Origin of the sequence: Bradyrhizobium sp. JR4.1, assembly GCF_040548605.1 — a bacterium.
Lineage (GTDB): Bacteria > Pseudomonadota > Alphaproteobacteria > Rhizobiales > Xanthobacteraceae > Bradyrhizobium > Bradyrhizobium canariense.
Map to the genome: position 1 here is coordinate 61,635 of NZ_JBEPRY010000026.1, position 26,459 is coordinate 88,093.

Genomic DNA, 26,459 nt, shown 5'->3' on the forward strand with positions numbered 1-26,459 from the left:
CATCTGCCCGATCGGAGGCGGTTGATGCCTCCGGCCGGGACTCCTCTTCGGTCGGCCTGCTTCCTACATTGCGCGAGAGCGTATTGCGTAAAGGAGGCGGAACATGGCCGATCGTCCGCGGGATCTCGCCGAGCGGATGGCGCGCCGGCGCACGATGGGCGGCAAGCCCGGCGCGACGGCCGGCGACGGCTATCTGCGCGAGACCTTCACGCTGCCGCGCGCGGCGGCGCGGGAGAGGGCGCAGGCTTTCTTCGCCCGCTACCCCAAGGCCGGCTATATGAGCGCGGTCGAGACTTGGCGCGAGCTGCCCGGCGGCGACATCGAATTCACGATGCGGCGGCTGCCCAGCGCGGATTAGGGCCGGCCCCTATTCGAAGGTTTCGGATGTGATGCGGATCCGGAACACGGGCTCCTTGACCTCGTCCAGCAGCTCCATGTTCCATTCGGAATTTTCCTGGAGCTTGCGGGCGATGCCGGCGGCCATGTCGGCGCAGACGCTGGTCATCTCCTTCCAGGCCGAATCGCGATTCGCAAATTCCGACGCCTGGTCGGCACAGCCGGAATAGCTGCCGTTCCGGATTCGAAAGAAGTAGAGCGGCATGGTTCGCACCGATCGCGCCTGATGGCTCCGTCCCCACGGCCAAATTCGCGGGCAGTCCAATCCCAAACCATCGGCAGATCAATTCCGGGCGGCTACGGAATAGCCCACATGGACGCGGCTGCGCCCCTGCAAGCCATGCCGCCGACGATCTCGGTCCGGCCGCTCAGGTCGCGTTGCGCCCGATCGCCTTCAGCTCCCGATCGATGCGCAGCTGCACCCGCCGGATCGCCAACAGATCGATCTTGGTCTCGGTCCTGCCGGTCTTGATCTGCTCGCCGATCCGGAACTGCCACTGCCAGATGCCGGGAAGTGCCGTCTTGGCGACGGTGAACTCGATGCCCCTGTGATTCATGGCCTTCTCCCACGATTCACTCCCATCCCTGAGAACATGCCGGGCGGCATAATATCCAGGGAAAGCCAAATCAGTCGGTAAGTCCCGGATAGCTCACGGCTATCTCGCAGACGCACGCGCTGCCGCCCAGCGGCGGCGCGAGGCCTCTCCGTGGTTCTCCGGCCAAGAACAGAGTTCCTGGGATGGGTAAGGGCGCCTTCCGGAACGCGGCGGCATGTGCCTTGCTTGGTCCGATGACGGTCAGCAACATGGGCGCGTCATGCCGGGCATTCCCCGCCGCTATTCTCATTTCGTGTTCGGAATCATCCAGTCCGGACTGACCTCGCTGATCGCCGCGGGCATCGCCAGCCTTCCCGCAGGGAACGCGCTGGACTTCCTGGCGCACTGGATGGTGTCGTGGCTGATCGCATGGGCGGCGATGCTGCCGATCGTGCTGCTCGCGGCGCCGGTGATCCGCGCCTTCTCGCTGCGCCTGACGCAGGACGAGGGCGGTTCGCAAACCGGCTGGCCGGTATGAAATCGGCAAGAAAATCCGAATGAAAATCAGCATGAAAAAACCCCGCTTGGGAGAACCAAGCGGGGAGAAGGTTATTGGAGGCTGAGGTGCTGGGCTGCAACACCATAGCCAGGCGACCCTAGCCGGCTCAGCTTACGACAGCCTGACAAGGCCCGACGGTGACAGCGAAAGCCGGAGCTCGGGGGCCGCACACTGGCCCTGCACCGGTCCCAATTTCGACATCCGTTCGCACAACTCAGGACACAACCGCAGGCGAGATTTCGCAGCGACGGTGCTGCCATGGGGGAAACGTGGCGCACCGGCAACGGGGTGGCATCATGGACAACGTAGAGCGGTCATTCGCCGCCGCGACGGCGGCTGGCTTCGTCGTGCTGGTGATCGGCATCGGATTGCTGGTTCTGCTGTAGGCGGGGTTGGGTGCCGGGAGACGGCTCCGGGGTGGAAGGGCCCATGCGCGCCTTTCAAAAACGCGAAAACAACCCCATGCACAGTAGCCCGCCTACGAATTCCATCGTTCAATCAATGACTTACTGGTAGTATTTAGATACCATATGGACTCGGACTCGCCTCCATGGCCGTCCGAATCCCGATTCCCGTGCCGATCTCCTTTGAGATCAAAGGGCGCTGCTCCGGGATCGTCGCCAGCGCGTTGCCGCTGGCAAACACCGCCGCCTGCCGAGTCGGCAAGCGGGCCTCGGTCAGCTCCTAAGCGCTCGTCCTCGCGGCCTAATGAACCTTGATCGCGTCCAGCGGCAAATGCAGCTCGGCGGCACGCTCTTCGCGATCCTTCTTGCGGAACTCATTTTCCTTACGCTCGAACTTGATCATCTCCTCCCGCGCCGCCTCCAGCAGCGGATTGCGCCGGGTCGTATCGTGATGCGTGTTGTTCGTCATGACTGAGGTCCCCAGAGTTGCGGTCCCGTCCAAGAGTCCGATGCAAGACTCCCATGCAAGAGTCCCATCCCAGAAAAGGCCGCAGACCGCGAAAAGGTTCGGTGCCGCAGGATTACGGAATTCTGACGGCGCGCGGGGCATCCGTCTTTGATGCGCGTCATTTGAAGCGCAAATCCGCAAAAGAACATATTGCGAACCTAGAACAAATAGGGTACATTGATTTTATCGCCGCGCCGCCCCGCCAGCCGTTTGTCCCTCTAGCGAATCCTCGCCATAAGGAGCACGACCCAATGTCCACCACTGCCCTGCGTATCGTCGAAGGATCTTCCATGGACAAGAGTAAAGCTCTGGCCGCCGCGCTCTCCCAGATCGAGCGGCAGTTCGGCAAGGGCTCGGTGATGAAGCTCGGCAAGAACGACCGTTCGATGGATGTCGAGGCGGTCTCTTCGGGTTCGTTGGGGCTCGATATCGCGCTCGGGATCGGCGGCCTGCCGAAGGGGCGTGTCGTGGAGATCTACGGGCCGGAATCCTCGGGCAAGACCACGCTGGCGCTGCACACGGTGGCGGAAGGGCAGAAGAAGGGCGGCATCTGCGCCTTCATCGACGCCGAGCACGCGCTCGACCCGGTCTATGCACGCAAACTGGGCGTCAACATCGACGAACTCCTGATTTCCCAGCCGGACACCGGCGAGCAGGCGCTGGAAATCTGCGACACGCTGGTGCGCTCCGGCGCGGTCGACGTGCTGGTGATCGATTCGGTCGCGGCCCTGGTGCCGAAGGCCGAACTCGAGGGTGAGATGGGCGATGCGCTGCCGGGTCTGCAGGCTCGTCTGATGAGCCAAGCGCTGCGCAAGCTGACGGCGTCCATCAACAAGTCCAATACCATGGTGATCTTCATCAACCAGATCCGCATGAAGATCGGTGTGATGTATGGCTCGCCGGAAACCACCACCGGCGGCAACGCGCTGAAATTCTATGCCTCCGTCCGCCTCGATATCCGCCGCATCGGCGCGATCAAGGAGCGCGACGAAGTGGTCGGCAACACCACGCGCGTCAAGGTCGTCAAGAACAAGCTGGCGCCGCCCTTCAAGCAGGTCGAGTTCGACATCATGTACGGCGAGGGCGTCTCCAAGATGGGCGAGATCCTCGATCTCGGCGTCAAGGCCGGCATCGTTGAGAAATCCGGCGCCTGGTTCTCCTATGACAGCCAGCGTCTTGGCCAGGGCCGCGAGAATTCGAAAGCGTTCCTGAAGGCCAACCCCGACATCACCGCCAAGATCGAGACCTCGATCCGCCAGAACTCCGGCCTGATCGCCGAGCAGATCCTCGCCGGCAGCCCCGAGCGTGACGCCGACGGCGAGGAGCCGGGGGACGAGTAAGCTTCAACAGTAGAGTTTTTCGCGAGGAGCGGGCGCTGAGGACGTTGAGTTGCCGACGTCTTCGGCGCCTGTTTCGTTTTGTGATACACGAGATATCCGGATCAGTTGGTGAGGCCGGGATCGCCGTGAGTTGGAATCAATCCGAGGTCATTGCTGCTCGCCAGATCGTTATTGAGACGGCGAAAGGCATACTTTCCGGAAGCGTCTCTCCGTTGGAAGGTGCCAGGGCAATTGTAGGGCATAGCTTCAAGGCCCGCCTTGAAGACGATCCCGATATCTCCCCTTTCGTCGGAATTGCATCGGAGACCGAATCCTTGCCCCTCGGACGCGAAAGAGCTCACTGGCAGGCGCAGGCGCTCGCTGATCTCCAGGACCAGATCGATAGATCCCAGGCCTGGGCGCTCACGGTTGCGAGCACTCATTGCGAGAGCCTTGTGGCCCGAGCGGGAAGCCTCATGCGTTGGCCCGACGGTTAGAACCGTAGGCGTAATCAACCACTGGTCGTTTGCGTTGAAGCTGAAGTGGTGGGTTACGCTGCGCTAACCCACCCTACGATTCGTCACTCCGCCGCTTCCGCGTAATCGCTCACCGGCGGGCAGGAGCACACCAGATTGCGGTCGCCATAGACGTTGTCGACGCGCCCGACCGGAGACCAATATTTGTCCGTGCGCGAGGTGCCCGCGGGGAAGCAGCCCTCGGCGCGGGTGTAAGCGCGCTTCCAATCGTCATCCGCGATGTCATGCACGGTGTGCGGGGCGTGGCGGAGCGGCGACGCCTCGATCTTGAAGCGGCCTGCTTCGACCTCGGCGATTTCCTTCCGAATGGCGATCATGGCATCGCAGAAGCGATCGAGCTCCGCCTTGGATTCCGATTCGGTCGGCTCGATCATCAGCGTGCCCGGCACCGGGAAGCTCATGGTCGGCGCGTGGAAGCCGTAGTCGATCAGGCGCTTTGCGATGTCGTCGACGGTGACGCCTGAGGTCGTCTTCAGCGCGCGGGGATCGACGATGCACTCATGCGCGACGCGGCCTTTCTCGTTCTTGTAGAGCACCGGGAAGTGCGCATCGAGCCTTGCTGCGACGTAGTTGGCGTTGAGGATCGCGATCTCGGTGGCGCGCTTGAGGCCTTCGCCGCCCATCATCAGGATGTAGATGTAGGAGATGGTCAGGATCGAGGCTGAGCCGAACGGCGCTGCCGAGACTGGGCCGACCGGCGCATCCCCGTTCGCCGCTGGATGCCCCGGCAGGAACGGGGCGAGGTGCGCCTTGACGCCGATCGGGCCCATGCCCGGGCCGCCGCCGCCATGCGGGATGCAGAAGGTCTTGTGCAGGTTGAGATGGCTGACATCGGCGCCGTAATCGCCGGGCCTGCTAAGGCCGACCTGCGCGTTGAGGTTGGCGCCGTCGAGATAAACCTGCCCGCCATGGCCATGCACGATGTCGCAGATCTCGCGGATATGTTCCTCGAACACGCCATGGGTCGAGGGATAGGTGATCATGACGGCGGCGAGGTCGTTCGAATGCTTCTCGGCCTTGGCGCGGAGATCGTTGACGTCGACGTCGCCGTTCTTCTCGCAGGCGACCACCACCACGTCCATGCCGACCATCGCGGCCGAAGCCGGGTTGGTGCCGTGGGCGGAGGAGGGGATCAGGCAGATCTTGCGGTGGGTCTCGCCACGCGCCGCGTGATAGCCGCGGATGGCCAAAAGCCCGGCATATTCTCCTTGCGCACCGGAATTCGGCTGCAGCGAGATCGCGTCATAGCCGGTGATGTCGCACAGCCATTTTTCCAGCCGCGCGAACAGCGCGTAGTAACCCTTCGCCTGCTCGCGCGGGGCGAACGGGTGCAGGCTGCCGAATTCCGGCCAAGTCAGCGGCATCATCTCGGTGGTCGCGTTCAGCTTCATGGTGCACGAGCCGAGCGGGATCATCGCGCGGTCGAGCGCGAGGTCGCGATCGCTGAGCTTGCGCATGTAGCGCAACATCTCGGTCTCCGAGCGATGCGCATGGAAGACGGGGTGGGTGAGGAAGGAGGTCGCGCGCTTGAGCGCCTCCGGCAGCGCCTCACGCGTGGTCGCGTCGATCTCGGCGTAGGCAAGCTGGCCGCCGAAAGCGCGCCAGACCGCTTCCACCGTCGCGGGCGTGGTGGTCTCGTCCAGCGCGATGCGCAAGCTGTCGTCGCCGACACCGAGATTGATTTTCTCGGCCGCCGCGCGCGCGACGATCTCGGCACGCTTCGCGCCTGTAACCACGCTGAGCGTATCGAAGAAGCTGTCGGACTGCAGCGCAAAGCCGAGCTTGCGCAGGCCCGCGGCGAGCACCGCCGTGCGGCGATGCACATTGCGCGCGATCTGCGTCAGGCCTTCGGGGCCGTGATAGACCGCATACATCGAGGCGATCACGGCGAGCAGCACCTGCGCGGTGCAGATGTTGGAGGTCGCCTTCTCGCGGCGGATGTGCTGCTCACGGGTCTGCAGTGCGAGGCGATAGGCAGGCATCCCGCGCGAGTCCACGGAGAGGCCGACGATGCGGCCGGGCAGCGAACGCTTCAGCGCATCGCGCACCGCCATATAGGCCGCGTGCGGCCCGCCATACCCCATCGGCACGCCAAAACGTTGCGCCGAGCCGATGGCGATGTCGGCGCCGAGCTCGCCGGGCGAGGCGAGCACTGTCAGCGCCAGCAGATCGGCAGCGATGATCGCGAGCGCGCCCTTGGCCTTCAGGCTGGCGATCGCGGGCCTGAGGTCGCGCACAGCGCCTGACGAGCCCGGGTATTGCAGCAGCGCGCCAAGCACGTCCGTCTTGTCGAGATCGGTGAGGGGATCACCGACGACCAGGGTCCAGCCCAGGGGCTCCGCGCGGGTGCGCATCACGGCGAGTGTCTGCGGATGCACGTCCTTGTCGACGAAGAAGGCCTTTGCTTCGACCCGCGAGTGCCGCTCCGCGAGCGCCATTGCTTCGGCGGCCGCGGTTGCCTCGTCGAGCAGCGAGGCGTTGGCGACGTCGAGCCCGGTGAGGTCGCAGATCATGGTCTGGAAGTTGAGCAGCGCCTCGAGCCGGCCCTGGCTGATCTCGGGCTGGTAGGGCGTGTAGGCCGTGTACCAGGCCGGGTTCTCCAAAATGTTGCGCTGGATCACCGCGGGCAGGATCGTGCCGGAATAGCCTTGGCCGATCAGCGAGGTGAAGACCTGGTTCTGGGCGGCGAGTTCGCCCATATGCGCGATCGCTTCGGTCTCGCTGAGCGGCTTGCCGAGATCGAGTGGGGCGGCCTGCCGGATCGAGGCCGGCAGCGTCTGCGCCATCAGCGTATCGACGCTGTTCGCGCCGACGGCCTCGAGCATCGCGGTGACGTCGCGCGCGGAGGGGCCGATGTGGCGGCGAACGAAGCTGGTGGTGTCGCCGTTGGATTTGCGGTGTGCGGTCATCATGGGTCCTCGCTTCAGATGTTCTTGTCGCCGTCATGCCCCGCCTAGTGCGCACTTGCGCACGGGGGCGGGGCATCCAGTAAACGCAGCCGCTTCGGCTAGGGCCGATGGGCCGCGGCGTACTGGATCGTCCGCCTTCGCGGACGATGACACCGAATATGAGGTCAGAGTTCGCATCATCTCACGCCGTGTGGGCCTTGTACGCCGCTTCGTCCATCAGACCGCCGAGCTCGCTCTTGTCGGCCATCTTGATCTTGAAGAACCACGCCGCGCCTTGCGCATCCGAGTTCACCAGTGCGGGCTCGGCGGCGAGCGCGGCGTTGGTCTCGAGCACTTCGCCCGTCACCGGCGCGTAGACGTCCGATGCGGCCTTCACCGATTCCACGACCGCGGCGGGTTCGGCCTTCTTCAGCGTGCGGCCGAGCTTGGGCAATTCGACGAACACGACGTCGCCGAGCTGCGATTGCGCGTAGTCGGTGATGCCGACGGTGGCGACATCGCCGTCGATCGCGAGCCATTCGTGGTCGGAGGTGTACAGCGTCGTGGTCATTTTCTCGGTCCTCAGCGTTTGTAGGTGTTTTTCACGAAGGGCATGGCGGCGATTTGCACGGCCAGGCGTTGGCCGCGCACCTCGGCGAAGAGTTTTGTGTCGATCGCGCTCGATGCGGTGGGCACACAGCCCATCGCGACCGGCGCATTCAGGCTCGGGCCGAAACCGCCCGAGGTGACCTTTCCGATCGGCTCGGCGGAGGTCGCATCCGCAAACAGCAGCGCGCCTTCGCGCACCGGCGCGCGGCCCTCGGTGCGCAGGCCGACGCGGCGGCGGGATGCGCCATGGTCGAAATGGGCGAGAATCTTTGCCGCGCCGGGGAAGCCCCCGGCACGCGCGCCGCCGGTGCGGCGGCTCTTCTGCACCGACCATTCCAGTGCGGCCTCGACCGGCGTGGTCGCGGTGTCGATGTCGTGGCCGTAAAGACAAAGCCCGGCCTCGAGCCGCAGGCTGTCACGGGCGCCGAGCCCGATCGGCATGACGTCCGGATTGTCCAGCAGGGCCTTGGCGAGCCGTTCGGCGTCGCCGGCAGGAACCGAAATCTCAAATCCGTCCTCGCCGGTATAGCCTGAGCGCGAGACGAAGCAGTCGAGGCCGGCAACCCTGTGCGGGCCGGAATCCATGAATTTCATGGCGGGTGCTTCTGCACACAATTTCGTCAGCGCCGATTCCGCCTTCGGCCCCTGCAGCGCGATCAGCGCGCGGTCGGCAAGCGAATCGATCATGCAGTCGTCCGAGAGATTCGCGCGCAGATGCGCCTCGTCCTCGGCCTTGCAGGCGGCGTTGACGACCAGGAAGAGGTGATCGCCGAAATTGGCGACCATCAGATCGTCCAGAATCCCGCCCTCGGCATTGGTGAACTGGGCGTAGCGCTGCCGGCCCGGCGCGATCGCCAAAATATCCTGCGGCACCAGCCGTTCGAGCGCGCGGGCGGCGTCCTCGACCTTGCCCGATCTCGGCCTGAGTGCGATCTGGCCCATGTGAGAGACGTCGAACAGGCCGGCCGCATTGCGGGTATGAAGGTGCTCCTTCAGGACTCCGGCCGGAAATTGCACCGGCATGTCATAGCCCGCGAACGGCACCATCTTGCCGCCGAGCGAGACATGAAGATCGTAAAGAGGGGTGCGTTTCAGGGAGTCTTTGTCGTCACGCGCAAGCATCGGGGGGCCCTCGGCGGTTCCCCGGGAACGATTTCCCGTGGACACCAATCGAAGCCCCATCTGTCGCTGTGCCTGAGAGTATTATCCCGTCGGCGGACGCCATCCGGGTTAAGCCGGTCGGCGCCTCTTTCCAGATGCTGTCAAAGCCACGCGGTCCTTTTGCCTGAGAGTTTCCGGGGCGGTTGCTCCTTCGGCGCCGGCACCAGTGCCGGTCTCTCCCGACGTGGCCGTACGATACAGATAGGTAAAGACCACAGGCCGGCCAAGCCTGTCAACGCGGCATCGGCGGCTTTCCAACGGGATTGCGCATCTGCGGCAACGCCTTGATCTGTCTGCACAGTTTCTGGACAGCGAAGCTGGCCTTGTCTAAAAGCGCTTTGACCCGCAGATATCAGCCCAAACTTGCGGTTTGGATGGCTGGAAGGCGGGTGCAAGCACACCCGATTGGATGAACATGAGCGGCGTCAACGAGATCAGGTCGACCTTTCTGAACTTCTTTGCCGAGAACGGCCACGAGATCGTGTCGTCCTCGCCATTGGTGCCGCGCAACGATCCGACGTTGATGTTCACCAATGCCGGCATGGTGCAGTTCAAGAACGTCTTCACCGGCGTCGAGAAGCGGCCCTATCAGCGCGCCACCACCTCGCAGAAATGCGTGCGCGCCGGCGGCAAGCACAATGACCTCGACAATGTCGGCTACACCGCGCGCCATCTCACCTTCTTCGAGATGCTCGGCAACTTCTCCTTCGGCGACTATTTCAAGGAGCGCGCGATCGAGCTGGCCTGGACGCTGATCACGAAGGAGTTCGGGCTCAAGGAAGACAAGCTGCTCGTCACGGTCTACCACACCGACGACGAGGCGGCCGGGCTGTGGAAGAAGATCGCGGGCTTCTCCGAGGACCGCATCATCCGCATCCCGACCTCGGACAATTTCTGGGCGATGGGCGACACCGGGCCGTGCGGGCCGTGCTCGGAGATCTTCATCGATCGCGGCGAGCACATCTGGGGCGGGCCTCCGGGCTCGCCTGAGGAGGATGGCGATCGCTTCCTCGAATTCTGGAATCTCGTCTTCATGCAGTACGAGCAGGTGACGAAGGAGGAGCGCGTGGCGCTGCCGCGTCCCTCGATCGACACCGGCATGGGGCTGGAGCGCATGGCCTGCATCATGCAGGGCGTCGACAGCGTGTTCGAGACCGACCTGTTCCGTCATTTGATCGACGCGACGGCGTCGGCGCTCGGAAGCGGACCGGACGAGAAGACCGTGGCCTCGTTCCGCGTCATCGCCGACCATCTGCGTTCGTCGGCCTTCCTCGTCGCCGACGGCGTGCTGCCCTCGAACGAGGGCCGCGGCTATGTGCTGCGCCGGATCATGCGCCGCGCGATGCGCCATGCGCAGCTGCTCGGTGCGCAAGAACCGCTGATGCATCGCCTGGTCTGGGCGCTGGTGCGCGAGATGGGCCAGGCCTATCCGGATCTGATGCGCGCGGAAAATTTGATCGAGGAAACGCTGCGGCTGGAAGAAACCCGCTTCCGCAAGACGCTGACGCGCGGCCTCGCCATTCTCGACGAGAAGAGCGCGTCCTTGAAGAAGGGCGACATGTTCGACGGCGACGTCGCCTTCACGCTGTACGACACTTACGGCTTCCCGCTCGATTTGACGCAGGACGCGCTGAAGTCGCGCGGCATCAGCGTCGACCAGGCTTCCTTCACCGACGCGATGGAGCGTCAGAAGGCCAAGGCGCGCGAGTCCTGGAAGGGGTCGGGCGAAGCGGCTTCCGAGGCGATCTGGTTCCCGCTGCGTGAGAAGCTCGGCGCAACCGAATTCCTGGGTTACGAGACCGAGAGCGCCGAAGGCGTGGTGACCGCGCTGGTCAAGGACGGCAAGGAAGCCATGAGCCTCAAGGCCGGCGAGACTGGCGCGATCGTGCTGAACCAGACGCCGTTCTACGCGGAGTCGGGCGGCCAGGTCGGCGACACCGGCGTGCTGACCGGCGAGGGCGGCATCAAATTCCGCGTCACCGATACGCAGAAGAAGCTCGGCGATTTCTTCGTTCACGTCGGCACGGTCGAGAGCGGCGAGCTCAAGCTCGGCACCGCGCTGCAGCTCGAAGTGGATCACGGCAGGCGCTTTTCGATCCGCGCGCATCACTCGGCCACGCACCTCATCCACGAGGCGCTGCGCCAGGTGCTCGGCGATCACATCGCCCAGCGCGGCTCGATGGTCGCGCCGGATCGGCTGCGTTTCGACTTCGTGCATCCGAAGCCGATCACGGCGGAAGAGCTCGCGCGCGTCGAGGACATCGCCAACGAGGTGGTGCTGGAGAATGACGAAGTCTCGACCCGCGTCATGGGCGTGGACGAGGCCCGCGAGGCCGGCGCACGCGCGCTGTTCGGCGAGAAATATGGCGACGAGGTTCGCGTCGTCTCGATGGGCCGGACCGCGCGCGAGCGCGGCACCAACGCGCTCGGCTGGTCGGTCGAACTGTGCGGCGGCACGCATGTCAAGCGCACCGGCGATATCGGCCTGATCACGCTGACCGGCGAGAGCGCGGTTGCCTCCGGCGTGCGCCGCATCGAGGCGCTGACCGGCAACTACGCGCGCAAGCACGCCAACGAGACCATGGCGCTGGCGAAGACGGCGGCCAACGAACTGCGCACCTCGATCGACGACGTCCCGGCGCGCATCAGTGCCCTGATGGAGGAGCGCAAGAAGCTCGAGCGCGAACTCTCCGACGCCCGCAAGAAACTCGCGATGGGCGGCGGTGCGGCTGCGAGCAACGGCGCGGTCTCCGGTGTGCGCGAGGTCGGCGACGTCAAGCTGATGGCGCGCGCGGTCGAGGGCATCGAGATGAAGGATCTCAAGAGCCTTGCCGACGACGGCAAGAAGCAGATCGGCTCCGGCGTCGTCGCCATCGTCGGCGTCACCGAGGACGGCAAGGCCGGCGTCGTGGTCGGCGTCACCGCTGACCTCACCTCGCGCTTCAATGCGGTCAATCTGGTGAAGGTCGCCTCCGAGGCGCTCGGCGGCAAGGGCGGCGGCGGGCGGCCCGACATGGCGCAGGCCGGCGGCCCCGATGGTGCGAATGCGGCCGCGGCGCTCACGGCGATCGAAAAAGCCATGACTGAACAAAAATCGGCCGGCGCGTAGCCAGGTGCGCCCCGTTCCGCGAGGGCGTGGCTCAACTGATCCCAATCTGAGGGATCGCCTCTACGAATTGCTGGAGCACGATCCGCTGGCCTACTCGGTCGGGTCGCGCTTCATCCAGCTGGTCATTGGCGTCATCGTGCTCGACGTCGCCGCCATGATCCTTGCCTCGGTGCCGGAGCTGGACGCGCAATTCGGTACGCTGTTCGCAGGCATCTCCATCCTGTCCGTGATCGTGTTCGCGCTGGAATATGCCGCGCGGCTGTGGACCGTGGCGGGCCATACCCAGCGCACGGCGTCCGCGCTGTCCGACCGGCTCGGCTATGTCTTCTCCGCACTCGGCATCATCGACCTGCTCGCGTTCCTGCCGGCTGCGATCGTGCTCGCCACCGGCCGGCATGCGACGCTGGCAGCCCTCGGCGTGCTGCCGTTCTTCAAGCTGGTGCGGTACTCGCCGGCGATGCGTTCGCTGCTCGCGGCCGTGCACGCCGAGCGGCGGGCGCTGATCGGCTGCATCGTCATCCTGATCGGCGCGGTTCTGACGTTTGCCTCGCTGCTCTACGCCATCGAGCGCGACGTGCAGCCGGACAAGCTCGGCACCATTCCGCAGGCGATGTGGTGGGCGATCGTGACGCTCGGCACCGTCGGCTATGGCGACGTCGTGCCGGTGACGGCGCTCGGAAAGTTCATCTCCGTCTTCACCATCATCAGCGGGTTTGCCATGATCGCGCTGCCGGTCGCGATCATCTCGACGGCCTTTGCGGAAGAGGTGAAGCGGCGCGACTTCGTGGTCACCTGGGGCATGCTGGCGCGGGTGCCGCTGTTCTCGCATCTTAGCGCATCCGAGATCGCCGACATCATGCGGCTGCTGCGGGCGCGCACCATCGAGCAGGGCGAGATATTGGTGCGGCGGGGCGATGCGGCTTCGTCGATGTACTTCATCACCGCCGGCGAGGTCGAGATCGCGCTGCCGAACCAGCAGGTGCGGCTCGCGGATGGCACCTTCTTCGGCGAGATCGCGCTGCTGCATAAGACAAAACGCAGCGGCACGGTGACGGCGACACGCAAGACCCGGCTGCTCGTGCTCGACGCCCAGGACTTTCACGCCCTGATCGAACGCATGCCGACGCTCGCCGCGCACGTCCACAAGACGGCGAAGGCGCGGCTGGAGGGCAGCGGCGACCTTGCCGTGGCGGAGCTGGCGCAGGCGGAGCGCGACGGCACCGACCGTTGAGGGCTCAGCCTTTCTTCAGGAACACGTAGTCGGCCGAGTAGGGCGCGCTCTTGAAGTCGCCGGCCTTGTCGCATGCGCCGTCGAGCTTGCCGCCACGGGTGTTGATGCGCTGAACCGTGGTCACGGGCGAGAGGACACCGCTGCCGCGGTGGGTCGTCACTTCCAGCTTCAGCCAGGGAATGTCGCCAGCGGTGGTACCCGGGGCGTTGCCGGCGGCCTTGGCGGCCACGGCGCTGCCGTCGGCATGCTCCCAGTTCGGCCCGGCATAGTGCCGGCCGATGGTCTTGCCCTCGACGAGCAGCGTCGCGATCGGCTCGCGGAAGGCCCAGGCGAGCTTGCCGTCGGTGCCGGCCTTGCACTCATAGACCTGCGCGCCCTCGGCGTGGACACTGAGCACGATGCTCTCGCCGGGCGCGGCGATGGCGTCGGGGAGCGGGTCGGCGGCGAATGCGGGCGTGCTGGTCAGCACGAGAACTGCAAACGCAAGACTCTTGAGTGTCGTCATGGTGCTTCCTCAGGCAAAAGTCTCGTCATTGCGAGGAGCTCTTGCGACGAAGCAATCCAGTATCTCTCCGCAGAGACAGTCTGGATTCCTTCGCTTCGCTCGCAATGACGGGGTGGAGGCAGCTTACGCCGCCAGCGCCTTCCCGAGGTTCTCGGCGACCTTGTCGAGGAAGCCGGTGGTCGAGAGCCAGCGCTGGTCGGCGCCGACCAGGAGCGCGAGGTCCTTGGTCATGTAGCCTTCCTCGACGGTGTCGACGCAGACCTTCTCCAGGGTGTTCGCGAACTTGGCGAGCTCGGCATTGTTGTCGAGCTTGGCGCGGTGCGACAGGCCGCGGGTCCAGGCGAAGATCGACGCGATCGAGTTGGTCGAGGTCTCCTTGCCCTTCTGGTGCTCGCGGTAATGGCGGGTCACCGTGCCGTGGGCGGCCTCGGCTTCCACTGTCTTGCCGTCGGGGGTGAGGAGGACCGAGGTCATCAGGCCGAGCGAGCCGTAGCCCTGCGCCACCGTGTCGGACTGCACGTCGCCGTCGTAGTTCTTGCAGGCCCAGACATAGCCGCCGGACCATTTCAGCGCCGAGGCCACCATGTCGTCGATCAGGCGGTGCTCGTAGGTCAGGCCCTTGGCCTCGAATTCCTTCTTGAACTCGCGGTCGTAGATGTCCTGGAAGATGTCCTTGAAGCGGCCGTCATAGACCTTGAGGATGGTGTTCTTGGTCGAGAGATAGACCGGGTAGTTGCGCAGCAGGCCGTAATTGAGCGAGGCGCGGGCGAAGTCGATGATGGAATCGTCGAGATTGTACATCTGCATGGCGACGCCGGCGCTGGGCGCCTTGAACACTTCCCGCTCGATCACGGTGCCGTCCTCGCCGACGAACTTCATCGACAGCGTGCCCTTGCCCGGGAACTTGATGTCAGTGGCGCGGTACTGGTCGCCATAGGCGTGGCGACCGATGATGATCGGCTTGCTCCAGCCCGGAACGAGGCGCGGCACGTTCTTGCAGATGATCGGCTCGCGGAAGATGCAGCCGCCGAGGATGTTTCGGATGGTGCCGTTCGGCGACTTCCACATCTGCTTGAGGTTGAATTCCTTCACCCGGGCCTCGTCCGGGGTGATCGTGGCGCACTTGACGCCGACGCCGACCTTCTTGATGGCCTCGGCGGCGTCGATCGTCACCTGATCGTTGGTCTCGTCACGGTACTCCATCCCCAGGTCGAAATAGAGCAGCTCGACATCCAGGAATGGGTTAATCAGCTTGTCCTTGATGTACTGCCAGATGATCCGGGTCATCTCGTCGCCATCGAGTTCGACGACGGGGTTGGACACCTTGATTTTTGCCATGATCGGGGAAGCCTCTTGGGAACGGCGCTTTGGCGCGCCACGGGAATATCCGCCGCCTCTTAGCACCTGATAGCAGCGGGCGAAAGCCAAGGGATTATGCACTTTTAGCTCATCCAGCCCCCGCAGATGGGGGTTCGAGGAGCCCCGTCGCGAGGGCAGGGCTGAAGTTTCAGGCGAGATTCAAAAGTCGAATCCAACCCGTTATTTCCCTTGAGAATTTTGTCAGGACAGGCAAACGACAGGCGAACGGGCAGCCGGCCCGAGAGCAGGTCAAGACCGGGTCGAGACCAGGTCAGGACCGGCCTTGAATCATTTCATCAAGAGGGCCTGTCCAAGGCCTTGAGAACCAGTGTGAAAGCGAAGCGAGATGTCGGGGACTGACAAGAGCAAGGCGGGCCTTTCCCTCGACGGTCCCATCGTGATCCTGGTCGAGCCGCAGCTTGGCGAAAACATCGGCATGGCCGCGCGCGCCATGGGCAACTTCGCGCTTGGCGCCTTGCGCATCGTCAACCCGCGCGACGGCTGGCCGAACATCGCCGCCCAGCGCGCCGCGGCCGGGGCCGACTATATTCTGGATAAGGTCGAACTGTTCGACACGGTTGGCGAGGCCGTGGCCGACCTCGACCTGCTCTTCGCCACGACCGCGCGCCCCCACGACCAGGCCAAGCCGGTGGTGGGGCCGGAAGCCGCAGCTAGTGAGATTTCCGGGCACGTCGCCGCCGGCGGAAAGGCCGGTATCCTGTTCGGCCGGGAGCGCTGGGGCCTGACCAATGAGGAGGTCGGGCTTGCCAACCGCATCATTACCTTCCCGGTCAATCCGGGCTTTGCCTCGCTCAACCTCGCCCAGGCCGTGCTGCTGGTCGGCTACGAATGGTTCAAGCGCGCGACCTCCGGCGAGCTGCCGCACGCCATGCCGGAGCGCTCCGAGCGCGCCTCGCAGCACCAGATGCAGGCCTTCTTCGACAATTTGATCCGCGAGCTCGACCGGGTCGAATTTTTGCGCCCGGCCGAGAAGCGCGACACCATGCTGGTGAACCTGCGCAACATCTTCACTCGGATGGAGCCGACCAAGCAGGACATGCACACCCTGCACGGTGTCGTGATGGCGATCGCGGAAGGGCGCAAGGGCCCGGCCAAGGGCGGCGTGCTCGACGGCGAGCAAGCCACGCGGCTGCGCGCGCTTTTGGCCGAGCACGGGCAGGGCGGCGGCGTGCCCGACAGTGGCTCCACCGTACGCGGCCTCGCCCGCCTGCTCCGCCGCAACCCAACCGACGCCGAACGCCTGCTCTGGCAGGCGCTCACACGCGATCGCCGCTTCGCAGGAGGGTTCAAGCGCCAGACCCCGGTGGGGCGGCACATCCCGGACTTCGTCTCGTTCCCGCACCGGATCGCGATCGAGCTGGTGAACGCGGGTGAGAACGAGGCGATCGTCGCGGATCGTGCGTCGCGGCGGGCGTGGCTGGAGGCGCGCGATTATCGGGTGCTGGAGATTCGGGCGGCGGATGTGGAGCGCGATATCGAGGCGGAGCTGGAGCGGCTGCAGGGAATGATACAGCAGAGCGCTTAGATTTCGTCGAAAAGCAAAGCGGATTGTCGGTCTCGCTCACCTTGGCCGATCAGCGCCGGTTCAGCGCTGAAAGACAACCTTGCCGCCGACCAGGGTCAGGTCCACCTTGATGTCCTTGATCTGCTCCTCCGGCACGGCCGCGTAGTCGGCGGAGAGCACCACGATGTCCGCCAGCTTTCCGGGTTCGATGGTCCCTTTGCGCGCTTCATCGAACGTGTAGCGCGAAGCCGCGCTGCTGTAGAGCCGGAGGGCCTGCTCGCGCGTAATGGCTTCTGCCGAGCCGTAGACGTTTCCGTTGGGGTCCTTCCTGGTCACCATGATGTACATGTTGAGGAAGGGGTTGATCGGGTTGACCGGAAAATCCGTCCCGGCGCCGAGGCTGTTGAGCCCCATTTTTTCGATCAACGTTCTGGTCGGTACGGCGCGGTCGGCGGTCGCTTTCCCGAGAAATCGTTCGACGGTCGCTGCCTTATCCCACATGAAAACGTTCTGGAAATCGATGCGGACTCCGAGTCTCTGCGCACGCTCCATCTGTTCTGGCCGGATCAGGCTGGCGTGGATGAGGACGAAGCGACGATCGCGGATCGATTTTTCTTTATCCGCTGCCTCGAAGGCATCGAGCACCTGGTCAATACCCAGGTCGCCCACCACGTGGACACCGACACGCCAGTCATAACGGTTGCTGACGGCGATGAGTTGCTTCAGCCGCTCGGGAGTCTGCTGCGTGATGCCGTGATAGTTGTCGTGTGAATCGGGATACACGTCACGCATGAGCGCCGTCTTCAGCGTCATGCCGCCGTCGTAAAAGATCTTGATGCCGGCGAACTTGAGCCAATCGTCACCGAACCCTGATGAGGCGCCATTGCCTGACATGATCGCTTCCCATGCAGTCAGATCAGCTGGGGGCTCCGGTCGAAACATCACGCCGGTGCGCAAAGTGGCCTTCCCGGCTGCGACAAGCTTCTGCAGCGTGCGGACGTCGCGTGGCTCTGTTGCGCCTTCGATCACACTGGTGATGCCAAAACTGTTCAGCACACCTTCGGCAATGGTGAATTGCCGCATTTCGTCGTCTTCTGTCCAGGGTGGTACGGCCTTCTCGACCCGATCGATCGCCGTCTCCACGAGCACGCCGGTCAATTCACCGGCTGCGTCGCGTTCAAACTTTCCACCACTCGGATCCGCGGTGGTCTTGTCGACACCGACCACTTGTAGAGCCATGGTGTTCGCCATCGAGAAATGCCCGACGGTGCGAAGATAGACCGGGTTGTCTGGAGCAACGCTATCGATCTCCTGCCTCGTCAGATAGCGCTTCTCGGCCAATTGTGAGGGTGGATGCCACGCGCCACCTACAATCCACTCACCCGGCTTTTTCTTCGTGGCGAATGATTTGATGGCCTCGAGCGCGTCCGCAACGGTCTTGGCTCGGCCCAGGCTTACGACATAGTCGCCCAGACCAGCGGCTTTGAAGTGAGCGTGTGTATCGATCAATCCGGGGATGACGGTCTTGCCAGACACATCGAGCACGCGGGTCCGGGCGCCTGCAAGCGCCTTGATCGAAGCACTGGTTCCGGTCGCGATGATCTTTCCATCCGCGACGGCGACTGCCTCCGTGACGGTCGATCGGTCGTCTAACGTCAGAACCTTGCCATTAACGAGGACTAGGTCAGGCGCATTAAGCTCCGGCTGCTGTGCCTCGGCATTTGCGACGCCAGCGATGAACGTGCCCGTAGCAAGGATTGCAAATGCCGTTAACTTGCGGATCATCGCGTACCCCCTTGGATCTTTTTTGCGTTGGCGACAGCTGCAAGGGTATCTTTGATCAAATAGGGGTTCAATGCTTCTCGACGCTTGGCAGCGTCGCACGGTGGGCAAGGTGGAGTGCTCTCTTGGCTAGCCGAAAGCTGGCTGGCTCCGTACCGGGCGCCCATATCCCCTCTACGAAAGGCGCCCGAGCTGCACCTCGCGCTCCACCGCAATCCATGTCGTGCGCGCCACCGCGAGCAATTTCCCGGCTCCATCATGCACCGCGGCGTCGGCCATGCGCTTGCGGCCGTCGCGGGCGGTTGGCCAGGCCGTGATGATGCAGCGGTCTCCCGGGCGCGGGCGGGCGTCGATGTGAGCCGACATCCGCCCGAGCAGGAGCGGTGTCTTTTCGAAGCCGCCGCTCTGCTGATCGTAATTGCAGGCAAAGCCGGTGGGGCAATCGAGCGCCGACCAGAGGAATTCGGGTGCGACCAGGCCGTCCTCGGCGGCGAGGTTCGAATCTGGTGCCCAGGTCGCCGCGAGGACAGGAATCTGCGCATGACGGCTGAGCGGCCCGGCGAAGATGCGCAGGCCGTCGCCTTTCGCACGCGCGGGACCGCAAACGAAGCAATTCGGCAGCGGATGCTCGTGCGGCTGGACTAGCGCCAGCAATTCGGCGGCGCGTGCTTTCTCCAGGCTCGCTGTCTCCAGCCGCGCAAGCTCGACGCTTGCCGGCCGCCCGGTCGCGACGATCTTGTCGCTGTCGTGAAGCTCCCATGTGCCGTCGTTCGTCGCGACCGCATCAAGCGGGGTGTCCAGCGGCGGCGGTGCGCGCAGCGTTATCTCCGCGGCGCCGGCAATGTGGCGGGCCAGCCGCCCACAGACATAGCCGCCGTTGCCGGAGTTGGGAGGACCGCAAAAGCGTTTGTCGATGATGATCTGTGTCATCGGTTTTGTTCTCTCTTCCCCGTGCACTTTACCTGATCTTGAGGACAATTCGCCCCTGAACCGTTCGGTTGGCCACGGCACGCATGGCTTCGCCGGCCTCCTCCAAAGGGAGGACGCGATCGATATGCGGGCGGATTTTTCCGCCGGCCAGCAATTGCATCAGCGTGGCATTCATACGCGCGGCGTCCGCGGGAAATTTCTCCGCCCAGGCGCCGACGAAGACGCCGAGGATGGAATAGTTCTTCAGAAGCGGAAGGTTCATCGGGAGCTGTGGAATTTCGCCGCTGGTGAAGCCGATCGGCATCAGCCGTCCGCCCCATTTCACCAGCCGGGCCATCTGCTCGAAAATCGCGCCGCCGATCGTGTCGAAGCCGATGTCGATGCCTTCTCCTGACGTGATCGACTTGATGCGGTCGCGCAGATCCTCACTGCGATAGTTGACGATGTCGCTCGCCCCATAATTGCGAACCAGGGCGGCCTTGTCATCGGAGCCGATACCGGCGACGACGCGCAGGCCGAGATGGCGGCCGAGATCGACCACAGCAAGGCCAACTCCGCCGGCAGCACCGGTGACGAACAGCGTTTCGCCGCGCTGTGCCCGGGCCCGCTCGACCAGCGCATAATAGGCCGTGCCGTAATTATGCAGGACCGTCGCCGCGGCCTCGAACGCGACGTCGCCAGGCAGACGCACGCACTTTGAGTCCTTGGCTATCATCCGTTCGGCGTAGCCGCCGGTCCAGGCGCTGCATGCCACGCGGTCGCCGGGCGCGAATGCCGTGACCTCGTCGCCGACCGCGACGACCACACCGGCCGCTTCCGTGCCGGGCACGAAGGGCGTCGGCGGCCGCATCTGGTAGAGGCCCGAGACCACCAACTGGTCCATGAAGCTGACAGAGGCCGCATGGACGTCGATCAGGATCTCGTCGCCGGCCGGCTTCGGCTCGTCGATCTCGCCGAGGCGCAAATCGCCGGGGCCGGTGAACGATGTGCACAGAATCGCTTTCATCGGGGCGCTCCGAAAAGACGCGGCAGCAGCATGGGAACGTGTCGGCGGTAGTCCTGGTAGGTGGCGCCGAATTCGGCGATCAGGTCGCGCTCCTCGAACTGAAGCGCGGCCAGGATGTAGGCGGTGTTTGCGAGCGCAAACAGAAGGTGGCCGACAGTCATCTCGGGCGTGGCCCAGAACGCGAGCAGAAAGCCGAGCATGATGGGATGCCGCACGAGCCTGTAGAGCAGCGGCGTCCTGAACGATTGACCTGGTATCTCGCGCCCGCGGAACGCGACGAAGGCCTGGCGGAGGCCGAACAGATCGAAATGATCGATCATGTGGGTCGAGGCGAACGCGATCAGCCAGCCAAGCCAATGCACGCCGATCAGCAGCCAGGCCGCCATGCCGCTCGTTTGCCAGACCGGCGTCGGGATCGGACGCCACTGCCAAAACAGCAGCAGCAAGATCAGGCTGGAGAGCAGCACATAGGTGCTGCGCTGGCAGGCTGCGGGGAGGAATTTGACCAGCCATCGCTTGAAACCCGGGCGCGCCATGACGCTGTGCTGGATTGCAAACAGGCTCATCAGCAGCAGGTTGACGACGATGGCCACGCTCAGGTCCGTCGGGCTGCCGACGCCGATCGGCATGTTGATCGACTTATCAATCGATTTGGGCACGACATAATTGCCGACGAAACCGAGCGCATAGAGAAATGAGACCGTGAAGATGACGTAGCTCACGATGGCGTAGAGCAGGATCAGGAGGCGCGAGATCATGTTTTTTCCTATTGTGCCTGATGCAGCCGTGCCGCATGCAGGAGCCTGAGTTGCTCGCCGGCGAGCAGGCTCGATCTGCCCCGACTGCTATCGCTGGACCGTCCCCTGTGCGTCCCCCGGGGGCGCCGCGAGGGGAGGGAGGACTTTCATGACGGTTTTCTCGCTGGGGACGTTCGGGTTCCCGGAGGTCCACGCCGACGGCCGCCCGATCAAGTTGGCCCTGCGCAAGGGCCTCGCGCTGCTGGTCTATCTCGCGGAAGCCAAGGGCGCTGCGGCCCGCGACGTGGTGGCCACGCAGCTGTGGCCCGAGGCCGACCGCGAGACCGGCCTTGCGCGATTGCGGCGGCTGCTTCACCGCATCGAGCTGACGCTGGGTCAGCAGGTGTTCGAGACCGATCGGACTAGTCTGCGATGGTCTCCGGCAGTCGCGCTGCAGGTCGATGCACATCTGTTCGAGAGCGCCTGCGATCGCGGTGACTTTGACGAGGCCTGCCATATTTATCGCGGAGATTTCCTCGCAGGCTTCTCGCCGGAGGACTGTCCGGAATTCGACGACTGGGCTTTCTTTCGCCGCGAGGCGCTGCGGGGACGGCTCGTTCACGCGCTGGAGCGCCTGGTGCAGGACAAGACCGCCGCCGGCAACTACTTTTCCGCGGCCACGCATGCGACCCGTCTGGTCGAGCTCGATCCTTTGAGCGAGGTCTACGGCCGGCATCTGATCCGCAGCCTGCTACTGGCGGGTGACCGCAGTGCGGCAGAGCGGCACCACGCGGCGCTGACGCAGCGGCTCAAGGACGAGCTTGGCGTTGCGCCCGAGGCCGAGACCGAGGCGTTGATGAGTCCTGCGGCGGCAGCCGACGTTCCAGCGACGCGCTACGTCAAGGGCGCCGGTGTGCATCTGGCGTATCAGACCTATGGCAGCGGTCCGCTCGATATCCTGGTCATGCCCGGCTTCGTGTCGCATGTGGAACGCGCCTGGGAGCATCCCGCGAGCCGGACGTTTCTGGCCTCGCTGATGAAGCTGGGGCGGCTGATCGTATTCGATCGTCGCGGCATCGGGTTGTCCGACCGGGTTGGATCTGCGCCCGGTATCGACCTCACTGCGGAGGATATCGGTACCGTGTTGCGGGCGACGGATTCGCGCCGTGTCGTGCTGTTCGGCGCATCCGAGTGCGGGCCGGCCTGCGTCAAATTTGCGGTCGACGAGCCGCGACTCGTGGCCGGACTCATTCTGTTCGGTGCATTGGCCAAGGGCTGCTGGTCGCAGGACTATCCGCACGCGTTGCGCGCCAGCCAGTACGACGCCTGGAGCAAGCACCTCATTGCGCAATGGGGAGGACCGGTAGAGATTGAAACCTTCGCGCCCAGCCTTGCCGGCGATCCCCAGGCCCGCGCCTGGTGGGCGGGGCTATTGCGCGCGGCCTCCAGTCCCGGCGGCATCTCGGCCGTGCTCGAGGCGTTTCGCGACGCCGACGTGCGGCAGCTTTTGCCGCAGATTGCCATGCCGACATTGGTGCTGCATCGTCGGGACGACAAGGCCGTACGGATTGCGGCCGGCCGCGATCTCGCGAGCCGGATCAAAGGTGCGCAATTCGTCGAGCTCGACGGCCATGATCACTGGTTCTTTGCAGGCGATCAGGGACCGGTGCTGGGGGCGATCAGGCGGTTCATTGCTGCGTTACCGCGCGAGCGGCTGCGAGTGCTGTAGCCCGGATGAGCGACGCGACATCCGGGGACGGTCGTCCCGCATGTCGCTGCGCTCATGCGGGCTACGGGATGGGAGCGATCACACCGCCTCGAGCTGATCCGCCGCGCGCTTCTTCTTTGCCTTGGACTGGCTGAGCAGGGGACCTGCCGTCAGCGCCGCCGTATCCGCCACACCCGGATCGCGCGACACCATCGCCGCGACGATCGCGCCGTCGATCAACAGGCCGAGCTGGTGCGCGAGCACGATGGGTTCGTTCGATCCGAGCTCGCCGGCGAGCTTCTCGATATGGCCGAGCACGATCTTCTTGTGCTTCAGCGCGATGTTGCGGAACTGCTTGGCGTCCTTGTCGTGCTCGCCGACCGCGTTGATGAAGGGGCAGCCGTAGAAGCGCTCTTCGGCGAACCAGCTCTTCAGGGCCGGGAAGATGCGCGTGAGTTTGGCTTGCGCGTCGCCGCCGCCTTCTTCCATGGCGCCGATGAACCATTCGCGCCACTGCTTGCCTTCGCTCTCCAGCACCGCGTTGACGAGATTGGTCTTGGAGCCGAACAGTTTATAGAGCGTGGTCTTCGCGGTGCCGGCTTCCGCGATGATTGCGTCGATGCCGGTGGCGTTGATCCCGTTCTTGCAGAACAGATGCGTCGCGGCGTTGAGCAGGCGTCCGCGCGCGGAATCGTCTTCGCTGGTGCCGCTGTGCGGTAAATGAGACATCTTCTTCGACGTCTTCTTGGGTAAGGGCTTGGCCATGGATGCAACTTAATCGCAGCCGCGCTGCATCAGCAAGCCGCATCTGTCCGCGCTGAAAAGATTCGCACGGGAAAGCCCCTCTGCATTGTCTTTGAGCAAACGGTCGCTGATCAATCCGCGGGCAGCGTTCGCTAAGAGGCTCCAATGTTTCGCCTTTTGATTTTGGCCGGCTCTGGCACGCTCTATGCAAGGAAACAGACCGTTCGGTATCCTGCCGATTTCCACTTCTGCCAGGGAGAAGATGATGACTGCCGTCGTTCAGAAGACAGTGCTGACGGGTTGCCTCGCGCCCATCGACAAGAATGGCCTCGAGCAACTGATCGCCAACGGCAAGGCCAATCCGAAGGTCATCAAGACCTTGAAGTGCAAGACGGTCGCGGAAGGAAAATTCCGCCATGCCAACTACATCCGCAATTTGCCGCCCTACATCGTCGACGAGCCGCCGGGGCTTCTGGGCGACGACACTGCGCCCAATCCGTCCGAAGCCTCGCTGGCCGCGCTCGGCTCCTGCCTTGCCGTCGGCCTGCACGCCAACGCCGTGCATCGCGGCTGGATCGTCAACAAGCTCGAGCTCGAGCTCGAGGGTGACCTCAACATTACCGCGGTGTGGGGCACCGGCGACATGTCGGACAAGCCGGTCGGCTTCACCGACGTCCGCGTCAAGGTCGACATGGAATGTGAGGGGATCTCGCCGGACGAGATCAATGCGCTGGTGGCCCATGTGAAGCAATGGTCGCCGGTCGCCAACACCTTCACCCGCCCGGTCAATCTCGAGGTCGGCATCTGAGCTGACGGCAACAGGACAAGGTGCGGAGACGATCATGGGTTCACTGGCTTTATCACGGACCGAAGTTTTGGATCAGCCCGCACCGTCCATTGCAGGAGAGGTGGCGCGAATCGCGCGGGAGCAGCTCGCGCCGCTCGCCGCCGGCATCGACGACGGCTCGGTCTATCCGGCCGAAGTGCTGCGCAAACTTGGCGAGGTCGGTGCCTGGGGCAGTCACATGCCCCACGAAGGTCCCGCCGATTTGCGCTGTGCCATCCAGGCGATGTCGGCGATCGGCGAGGTCTGCGGCAGCACCGCCTTCATGGCGTGGTGCCAGAACACGCTGGTCTGGTACGCCGCCAACTCGACCAACATGAAGCTGGCAAAGCGCTTCGGCGATGCGTTCTCGACCGGCCGCGTGCTCGGCGGCACCGGGCTCTCCAATCCGATGAAGAGCTTTTTCGGCATCGAAAAGCTCAAGCTGAAGGGGCGCAAGGTCGACGGCGGCTACATCGTGCGCGGCGCGCTGCCCTGGGTCTCCAATCTCGGACCCGACCATTATTTCGGCACCATCTTCGAGCGCGAAGACGAGCCGGGCATCGCAAGTGGCGAGCCCGGCCAAGTGATGTTTTTGGCGGACTGCTCGGATCCCGCGATCACGCTGACGCCATGCAAGCCGTTTCTCGCCATGGACGGGACCGGCACCTACGGCGTGCAGTTCCGCGACGCCTTCGTGCCGGACGAGCTGATCCTGGCCGATCCCGCCGCGCCGTTCGTCAAGAAGATCCGCGCCGGGTTCATCCTGCTGCAGGCCGGCATGGCGCTCGGGCTCATCAAGGACTGCATCAACATCATGGACGAGGTCGATAATCCCCTCGGTCACATCAACCGCTATTTGCCGCAACAGCCGGTGCATTTCCGCGATCTCGCCGCCGAGCTCGAGGCCGAGACCATGGCGCTGGCGCGCGATCCCTACAATGAAGAGGAGACCTACTGGCGCAAGGTGATCGCGCTCAGGCTTCGCGCCGGCGAGGCCAGCGTCGCGGCGGCGCATGCGGCGATGCTGCATTGTGGCGCGCGCGGCTACCTCAAGTCCCACCGCGCGCAGCGCCGCCTGCGCGAGGCCTATTTCGTCGCGATCGTCACGCCTGCCACCAAGCAGTTGCGCAAGATGCTTGCCGATTCCTGAGTTTTACGAGCCCACCCACCATCTAACCTCAACGGAGAGGCTGCCAATGACGGACGTTCTGATCTCTGCCAGCGAACTTGCCGATCTCTTGAAGACCGAGCCCTGTGTCGTGATCGACACCCGCAACCCCGACGCCTATGGCGCCGGGCACCTTCCCAATGCCGTGAACGTGCATGAGATATTCACGTTTCTTGCGACCTCGACGCCGGAGGGCATGGCCGAGCTGAAGACCAAGTTCGCCGACGCCTTTGGCGGCGCGGGCCTGTCCGGCAAGGAGACCGCCGTGATCTACGAGCAGTCGATGAACTCCGGCTTCGGCCAGTCCTGCCGCGGCTACTACCTGCTCACCATGCTCGGCTATCCCAAGATCAAGGTGCTGCATGGCGGCTTCGATGCCTGGGCGGCCGCAGGTCTTCCGGTGACGAAGGATGTGCCGGCGCCGGCGAAGGCGTCGTTCGGAATCGTGCCTGAAGCGGGCGATATCCTGATCGACGCCAAGACCATGCTGGCGGCGGTCGGCAAGCCGGGCGTCGCCATTCTCGACGTGCGCGACGTCGACGAATGGATCGGCGACAGCTCGTCTCCGTACGGGAAGGATTACTGCCCGCGCAAGGGTCGCATCCCCGGTGCGGTGTGGCTGGAATGGTATCGCATGATGAAGCCAACCGCCGAGGGCCCGCGCTTCAAGTCCAAGGACGAGATTTTGGCGGAATGCGCCACTGTCGGCATCTCGCCCTCCACGCCGGTCTATCTCTACTGCTTCAAGGGCGCGCGCGCCTCGAACACGTTCCTGGCGCTGAAAAACGCCGGCGTGAAGGACGTGCGGATGTATTTCGGCTCCTGGAACGAATGGTCGCGCGATCCGTCGCTGCCGATCGAGCAGGGATTGCCGATCGCATCGGAGGTGACGACCAAGGCGGCGTGATCGCCG

The 26,459-nt window shown here is 64.3% G+C and carries 24 protein-coding genes and 1 riboswitch; of the genes, 10 read left to right on the top strand and 14 right to left on the bottom strand.

The features are described 5' to 3' along the window. The first annotated feature begins 103 nt into the window (after positions 1-103). Positions 104-358 carry a hypothetical protein gene (locus tag ABIB90_RS34265; protein ID WP_219685014.1) on the top strand — a complete coding sequence of 85 codons (255 nt, stop codon included), beginning with the start codon at positions 104-106 and terminating at the stop codon, positions 356-358. Positions 359-367: 9 nt separating this feature from the next. Here the strand turns inward: ABIB90_RS34265 and ABIB90_RS34270 are convergent, their stop codons facing one another. Further along, positions 368-601 carry a DUF6894 family protein gene (locus tag ABIB90_RS34270; protein ID WP_354159180.1) on the bottom strand — a complete coding sequence of 78 codons (234 nt, stop codon included), beginning with the start codon at positions 599-601 and terminating at the stop codon, positions 368-370. Between the two features lie 163 nt (positions 602-764). Then, complete coding sequence (locus tag ABIB90_RS34275) at positions 765-953, bottom strand: hypothetical protein (RefSeq protein ID WP_007602208.1); 189 nt, start codon at positions 951-953, stop codon at positions 765-767. A 259-nt stretch (positions 954-1,212) separates the two neighbouring features. Here ABIB90_RS34275 and ABIB90_RS34280 point away from each other — a divergent pair, with 259 nt between their 5' ends. Next, positions 1,213-1,470 carry a DUF2798 domain-containing protein gene (locus ABIB90_RS34280; RefSeq protein ID WP_354202277.1) on the top strand — a complete coding sequence of 86 codons (258 nt, stop codon included), beginning with the start codon at positions 1,213-1,215 and terminating at the stop codon, positions 1,468-1,470. Positions 1,471-2,196: 726 nt separating this feature from the next. Here the strand turns inward: ABIB90_RS34280 and ABIB90_RS34285 are convergent. Continuing rightward, a complete protein-coding gene (locus tag ABIB90_RS34285; RefSeq protein ID WP_219685012.1) occupies positions 2,197-2,364 on the bottom strand; it encodes a hypothetical protein in 168 nt (55 codons plus the stop codon). Positions 2,365-2,654: 290 nt separating this feature from the next. On the opposite strand from ABIB90_RS34285, the gene recA reads away from it, so the two are divergent. Beyond that, a complete protein-coding gene (gene recA, locus ABIB90_RS34290) occupies positions 2,655-3,743 on the top strand; it encodes a recombinase RecA (RefSeq protein WP_007602214.1) in 1,089 nt (362 codons plus the stop codon). A gap of 101 nt (positions 3,744-3,844) precedes the next feature. On the opposite strand, the gene ABIB90_RS34295 is transcribed toward recA, so the two are convergent. The 4 genes from ABIB90_RS34295 to gcvT all read right to left on the bottom strand — a co-directional run bounded on the left by ABIB90_RS34295 (position 3,845) and on the right by gcvT (position 8,877). Beyond that, positions 3,845-4,165, bottom strand: coding sequence for a hypothetical protein (locus ABIB90_RS34295; RefSeq protein ID WP_219685011.1), 321 nt, complete (start codon positions 4,163-4,165; stop codon positions 3,845-3,847). A 137-nt stretch (positions 4,166-4,302) separates the two neighbouring features. Next, on the bottom strand, positions 4,303-7,167 hold the full coding sequence (gene gcvP / locus ABIB90_RS34300; protein WP_354202302.1) for an aminomethyl-transferring glycine dehydrogenase: 2,865 nt from the start codon (positions 7,165-7,167) through the stop codon (positions 4,303-4,305). A 181-nt stretch (positions 7,168-7,348) separates the two neighbouring features. Then, complete coding sequence (gene gcvH / locus ABIB90_RS34305; RefSeq protein WP_354202279.1) at positions 7,349-7,717, bottom strand: glycine cleavage system protein GcvH; 369 nt, start codon at positions 7,715-7,717, stop codon at positions 7,349-7,351. Between the two features lie 11 nt (positions 7,718-7,728). Beyond that, positions 7,729-8,877 (bottom strand): glycine cleavage system aminomethyltransferase GcvT, encoded by a 1,149-nt coding sequence (gene gcvT / locus ABIB90_RS34310; RefSeq protein WP_354202281.1) that lies wholly within the window; start codon positions 8,875-8,877, stop codon positions 7,729-7,731. Positions 8,878-9,019: 142 nt separating this feature from the next. After that, a riboswitch (glycine riboswitch) is annotated at positions 9,020-9,108 on the bottom strand. 223 nt (positions 9,109-9,331) lie between these two features. On the opposite strand from gcvT, the gene alaS reads away from it, so the two are divergent. Together alaS and ABIB90_RS34320 are read left to right on the top strand one after the other, a co-directional pair. Continuing rightward, positions 9,332-12,025: an alanine--tRNA ligase gene (gene alaS, locus ABIB90_RS34315; RefSeq protein ID WP_354202282.1), complete on the top strand. Its 2,694-nt coding sequence runs from the start codon at positions 9,332-9,334 to the stop codon at positions 12,023-12,025. 4 nt (positions 12,026-12,029) lie between these two features. Further along, complete coding sequence (locus tag ABIB90_RS34320) at positions 12,030-13,256, top strand: cyclic nucleotide-gated ion channel (protein WP_354202283.1); 1,227 nt, start codon at positions 12,030-12,032, stop codon at positions 13,254-13,256. 4 nt (positions 13,257-13,260) lie between these two features. On the opposite strand, the gene ABIB90_RS34325 is transcribed toward ABIB90_RS34320, so the two are convergent. Both ABIB90_RS34325 and ABIB90_RS34330 read right to left on the bottom strand, forming a co-directional pair. Next, positions 13,261-13,761 (bottom strand): DUF3455 domain-containing protein, encoded by a 501-nt coding sequence (locus ABIB90_RS34325; RefSeq protein WP_354202284.1) that lies wholly within the window; start codon positions 13,759-13,761, stop codon positions 13,261-13,263. Positions 13,762-13,884: 123 nt separating this feature from the next. Beyond that, the gene (locus tag ABIB90_RS34330) at positions 13,885-15,099 is read right to left on the bottom strand and encodes an NADP-dependent isocitrate dehydrogenase (protein WP_219685006.1); all 1,215 of its coding nucleotides are present in this window, start codon (positions 15,097-15,099) and stop codon (positions 13,885-13,887) included. Between the two features lie 367 nt (positions 15,100-15,466). Between ABIB90_RS34330 and ABIB90_RS34335 the strand changes: the two genes are divergently transcribed. Then, positions 15,467-16,666 (top strand): TrmJ/YjtD family RNA methyltransferase, encoded by a 1,200-nt coding sequence (locus ABIB90_RS34335; RefSeq protein ID WP_354202285.1) that lies wholly within the window; start codon positions 15,467-15,469, stop codon positions 16,664-16,666. A gap of 60 nt (positions 16,667-16,726) precedes the next feature. Here the strand turns inward: ABIB90_RS34335 and ABIB90_RS34340 are convergent, their stop codons facing one another. The 4 genes from ABIB90_RS34340 to mddA all read right to left on the bottom strand — a co-directional run bounded on the left by ABIB90_RS34340 (position 16,727) and on the right by mddA (position 21,121). Then, on the bottom strand, positions 16,727-18,430 hold the full coding sequence (locus ABIB90_RS34340) for an amidohydrolase (protein ID WP_354202286.1): 1,704 nt from the start codon (positions 18,428-18,430) through the stop codon (positions 16,727-16,729). 171 nt (positions 18,431-18,601) lie between these two features. Further along, positions 18,602-19,357: a PaaI family thioesterase gene (locus ABIB90_RS34345; RefSeq protein WP_219685002.1), complete on the bottom strand. Its 756-nt coding sequence runs from the start codon at positions 19,355-19,357 to the stop codon at positions 18,602-18,604. 28 nt (positions 19,358-19,385) lie between these two features. Continuing rightward, complete coding sequence (locus ABIB90_RS34350; RefSeq protein WP_354159155.1) at positions 19,386-20,363, bottom strand: NADPH:quinone oxidoreductase family protein; 978 nt, start codon at positions 20,361-20,363, stop codon at positions 19,386-19,388. Further along, positions 20,360-21,121 carry a methanethiol S-methyltransferase gene (gene mddA, locus ABIB90_RS34355; RefSeq protein ID WP_354159153.1) on the bottom strand — a complete coding sequence of 254 codons (762 nt, stop codon included), beginning with the start codon at positions 21,119-21,121 and terminating at the stop codon, positions 20,360-20,362. Before mddA ends, ABIB90_RS34350 begins: the two co-directional genes overlap by 4 nt. A gap of 148 nt (positions 21,122-21,269) precedes the next feature. Between mddA and ABIB90_RS34360 the strand changes: the two genes are divergently transcribed. Continuing rightward, positions 21,270-22,829, top strand: a complete 1,560-nt coding sequence (locus ABIB90_RS34360) for a bifunctional AfsR/SARP family transcriptional regulator/alpha/beta hydrolase (RefSeq protein ID WP_354202287.1) — start codon at positions 21,270-21,272, stop codon at positions 22,827-22,829. Positions 22,830-22,907: 78 nt separating this feature from the next. Here ABIB90_RS34360 and ABIB90_RS34365 read toward each other — a convergent pair whose 3' ends face one another. Then, the gene (locus ABIB90_RS34365) at positions 22,908-23,573 is read right to left on the bottom strand and encodes a TetR/AcrR family transcriptional regulator (RefSeq protein ID WP_354159149.1); all 666 of its coding nucleotides are present in this window, start codon (positions 23,571-23,573) and stop codon (positions 22,908-22,910) included. Between the two features lie 244 nt (positions 23,574-23,817). On the opposite strand from ABIB90_RS34365, the gene ABIB90_RS34370 reads away from it, so the two are divergent. The 3 genes from ABIB90_RS34370 to ABIB90_RS34380 are packed head-to-tail and all read left to right on the top strand — an operon-like array spanning position 23,818 to position 26,453. Further along, the gene (locus ABIB90_RS34370; RefSeq protein WP_007602244.1) at positions 23,818-24,360 is read left to right on the top strand and encodes an OsmC family protein; all 543 of its coding nucleotides are present in this window, start codon (positions 23,818-23,820) and stop codon (positions 24,358-24,360) included. A 34-nt stretch (positions 24,361-24,394) separates the two neighbouring features. Continuing rightward, the gene (locus ABIB90_RS34375) at positions 24,395-25,528 is read left to right on the top strand and encodes an acyl-CoA dehydrogenase family protein (RefSeq protein ID WP_354202288.1); all 1,134 of its coding nucleotides are present in this window, start codon (positions 24,395-24,397) and stop codon (positions 25,526-25,528) included. Positions 25,529-25,574: 46 nt separating this feature from the next. After that, on the top strand, positions 25,575-26,453 hold the full coding sequence (locus ABIB90_RS34380; protein WP_007602248.1) for a sulfurtransferase: 879 nt from the start codon (positions 25,575-25,577) through the stop codon (positions 26,451-26,453). Positions 26,454-26,459 lie beyond the last annotated feature (6 nt).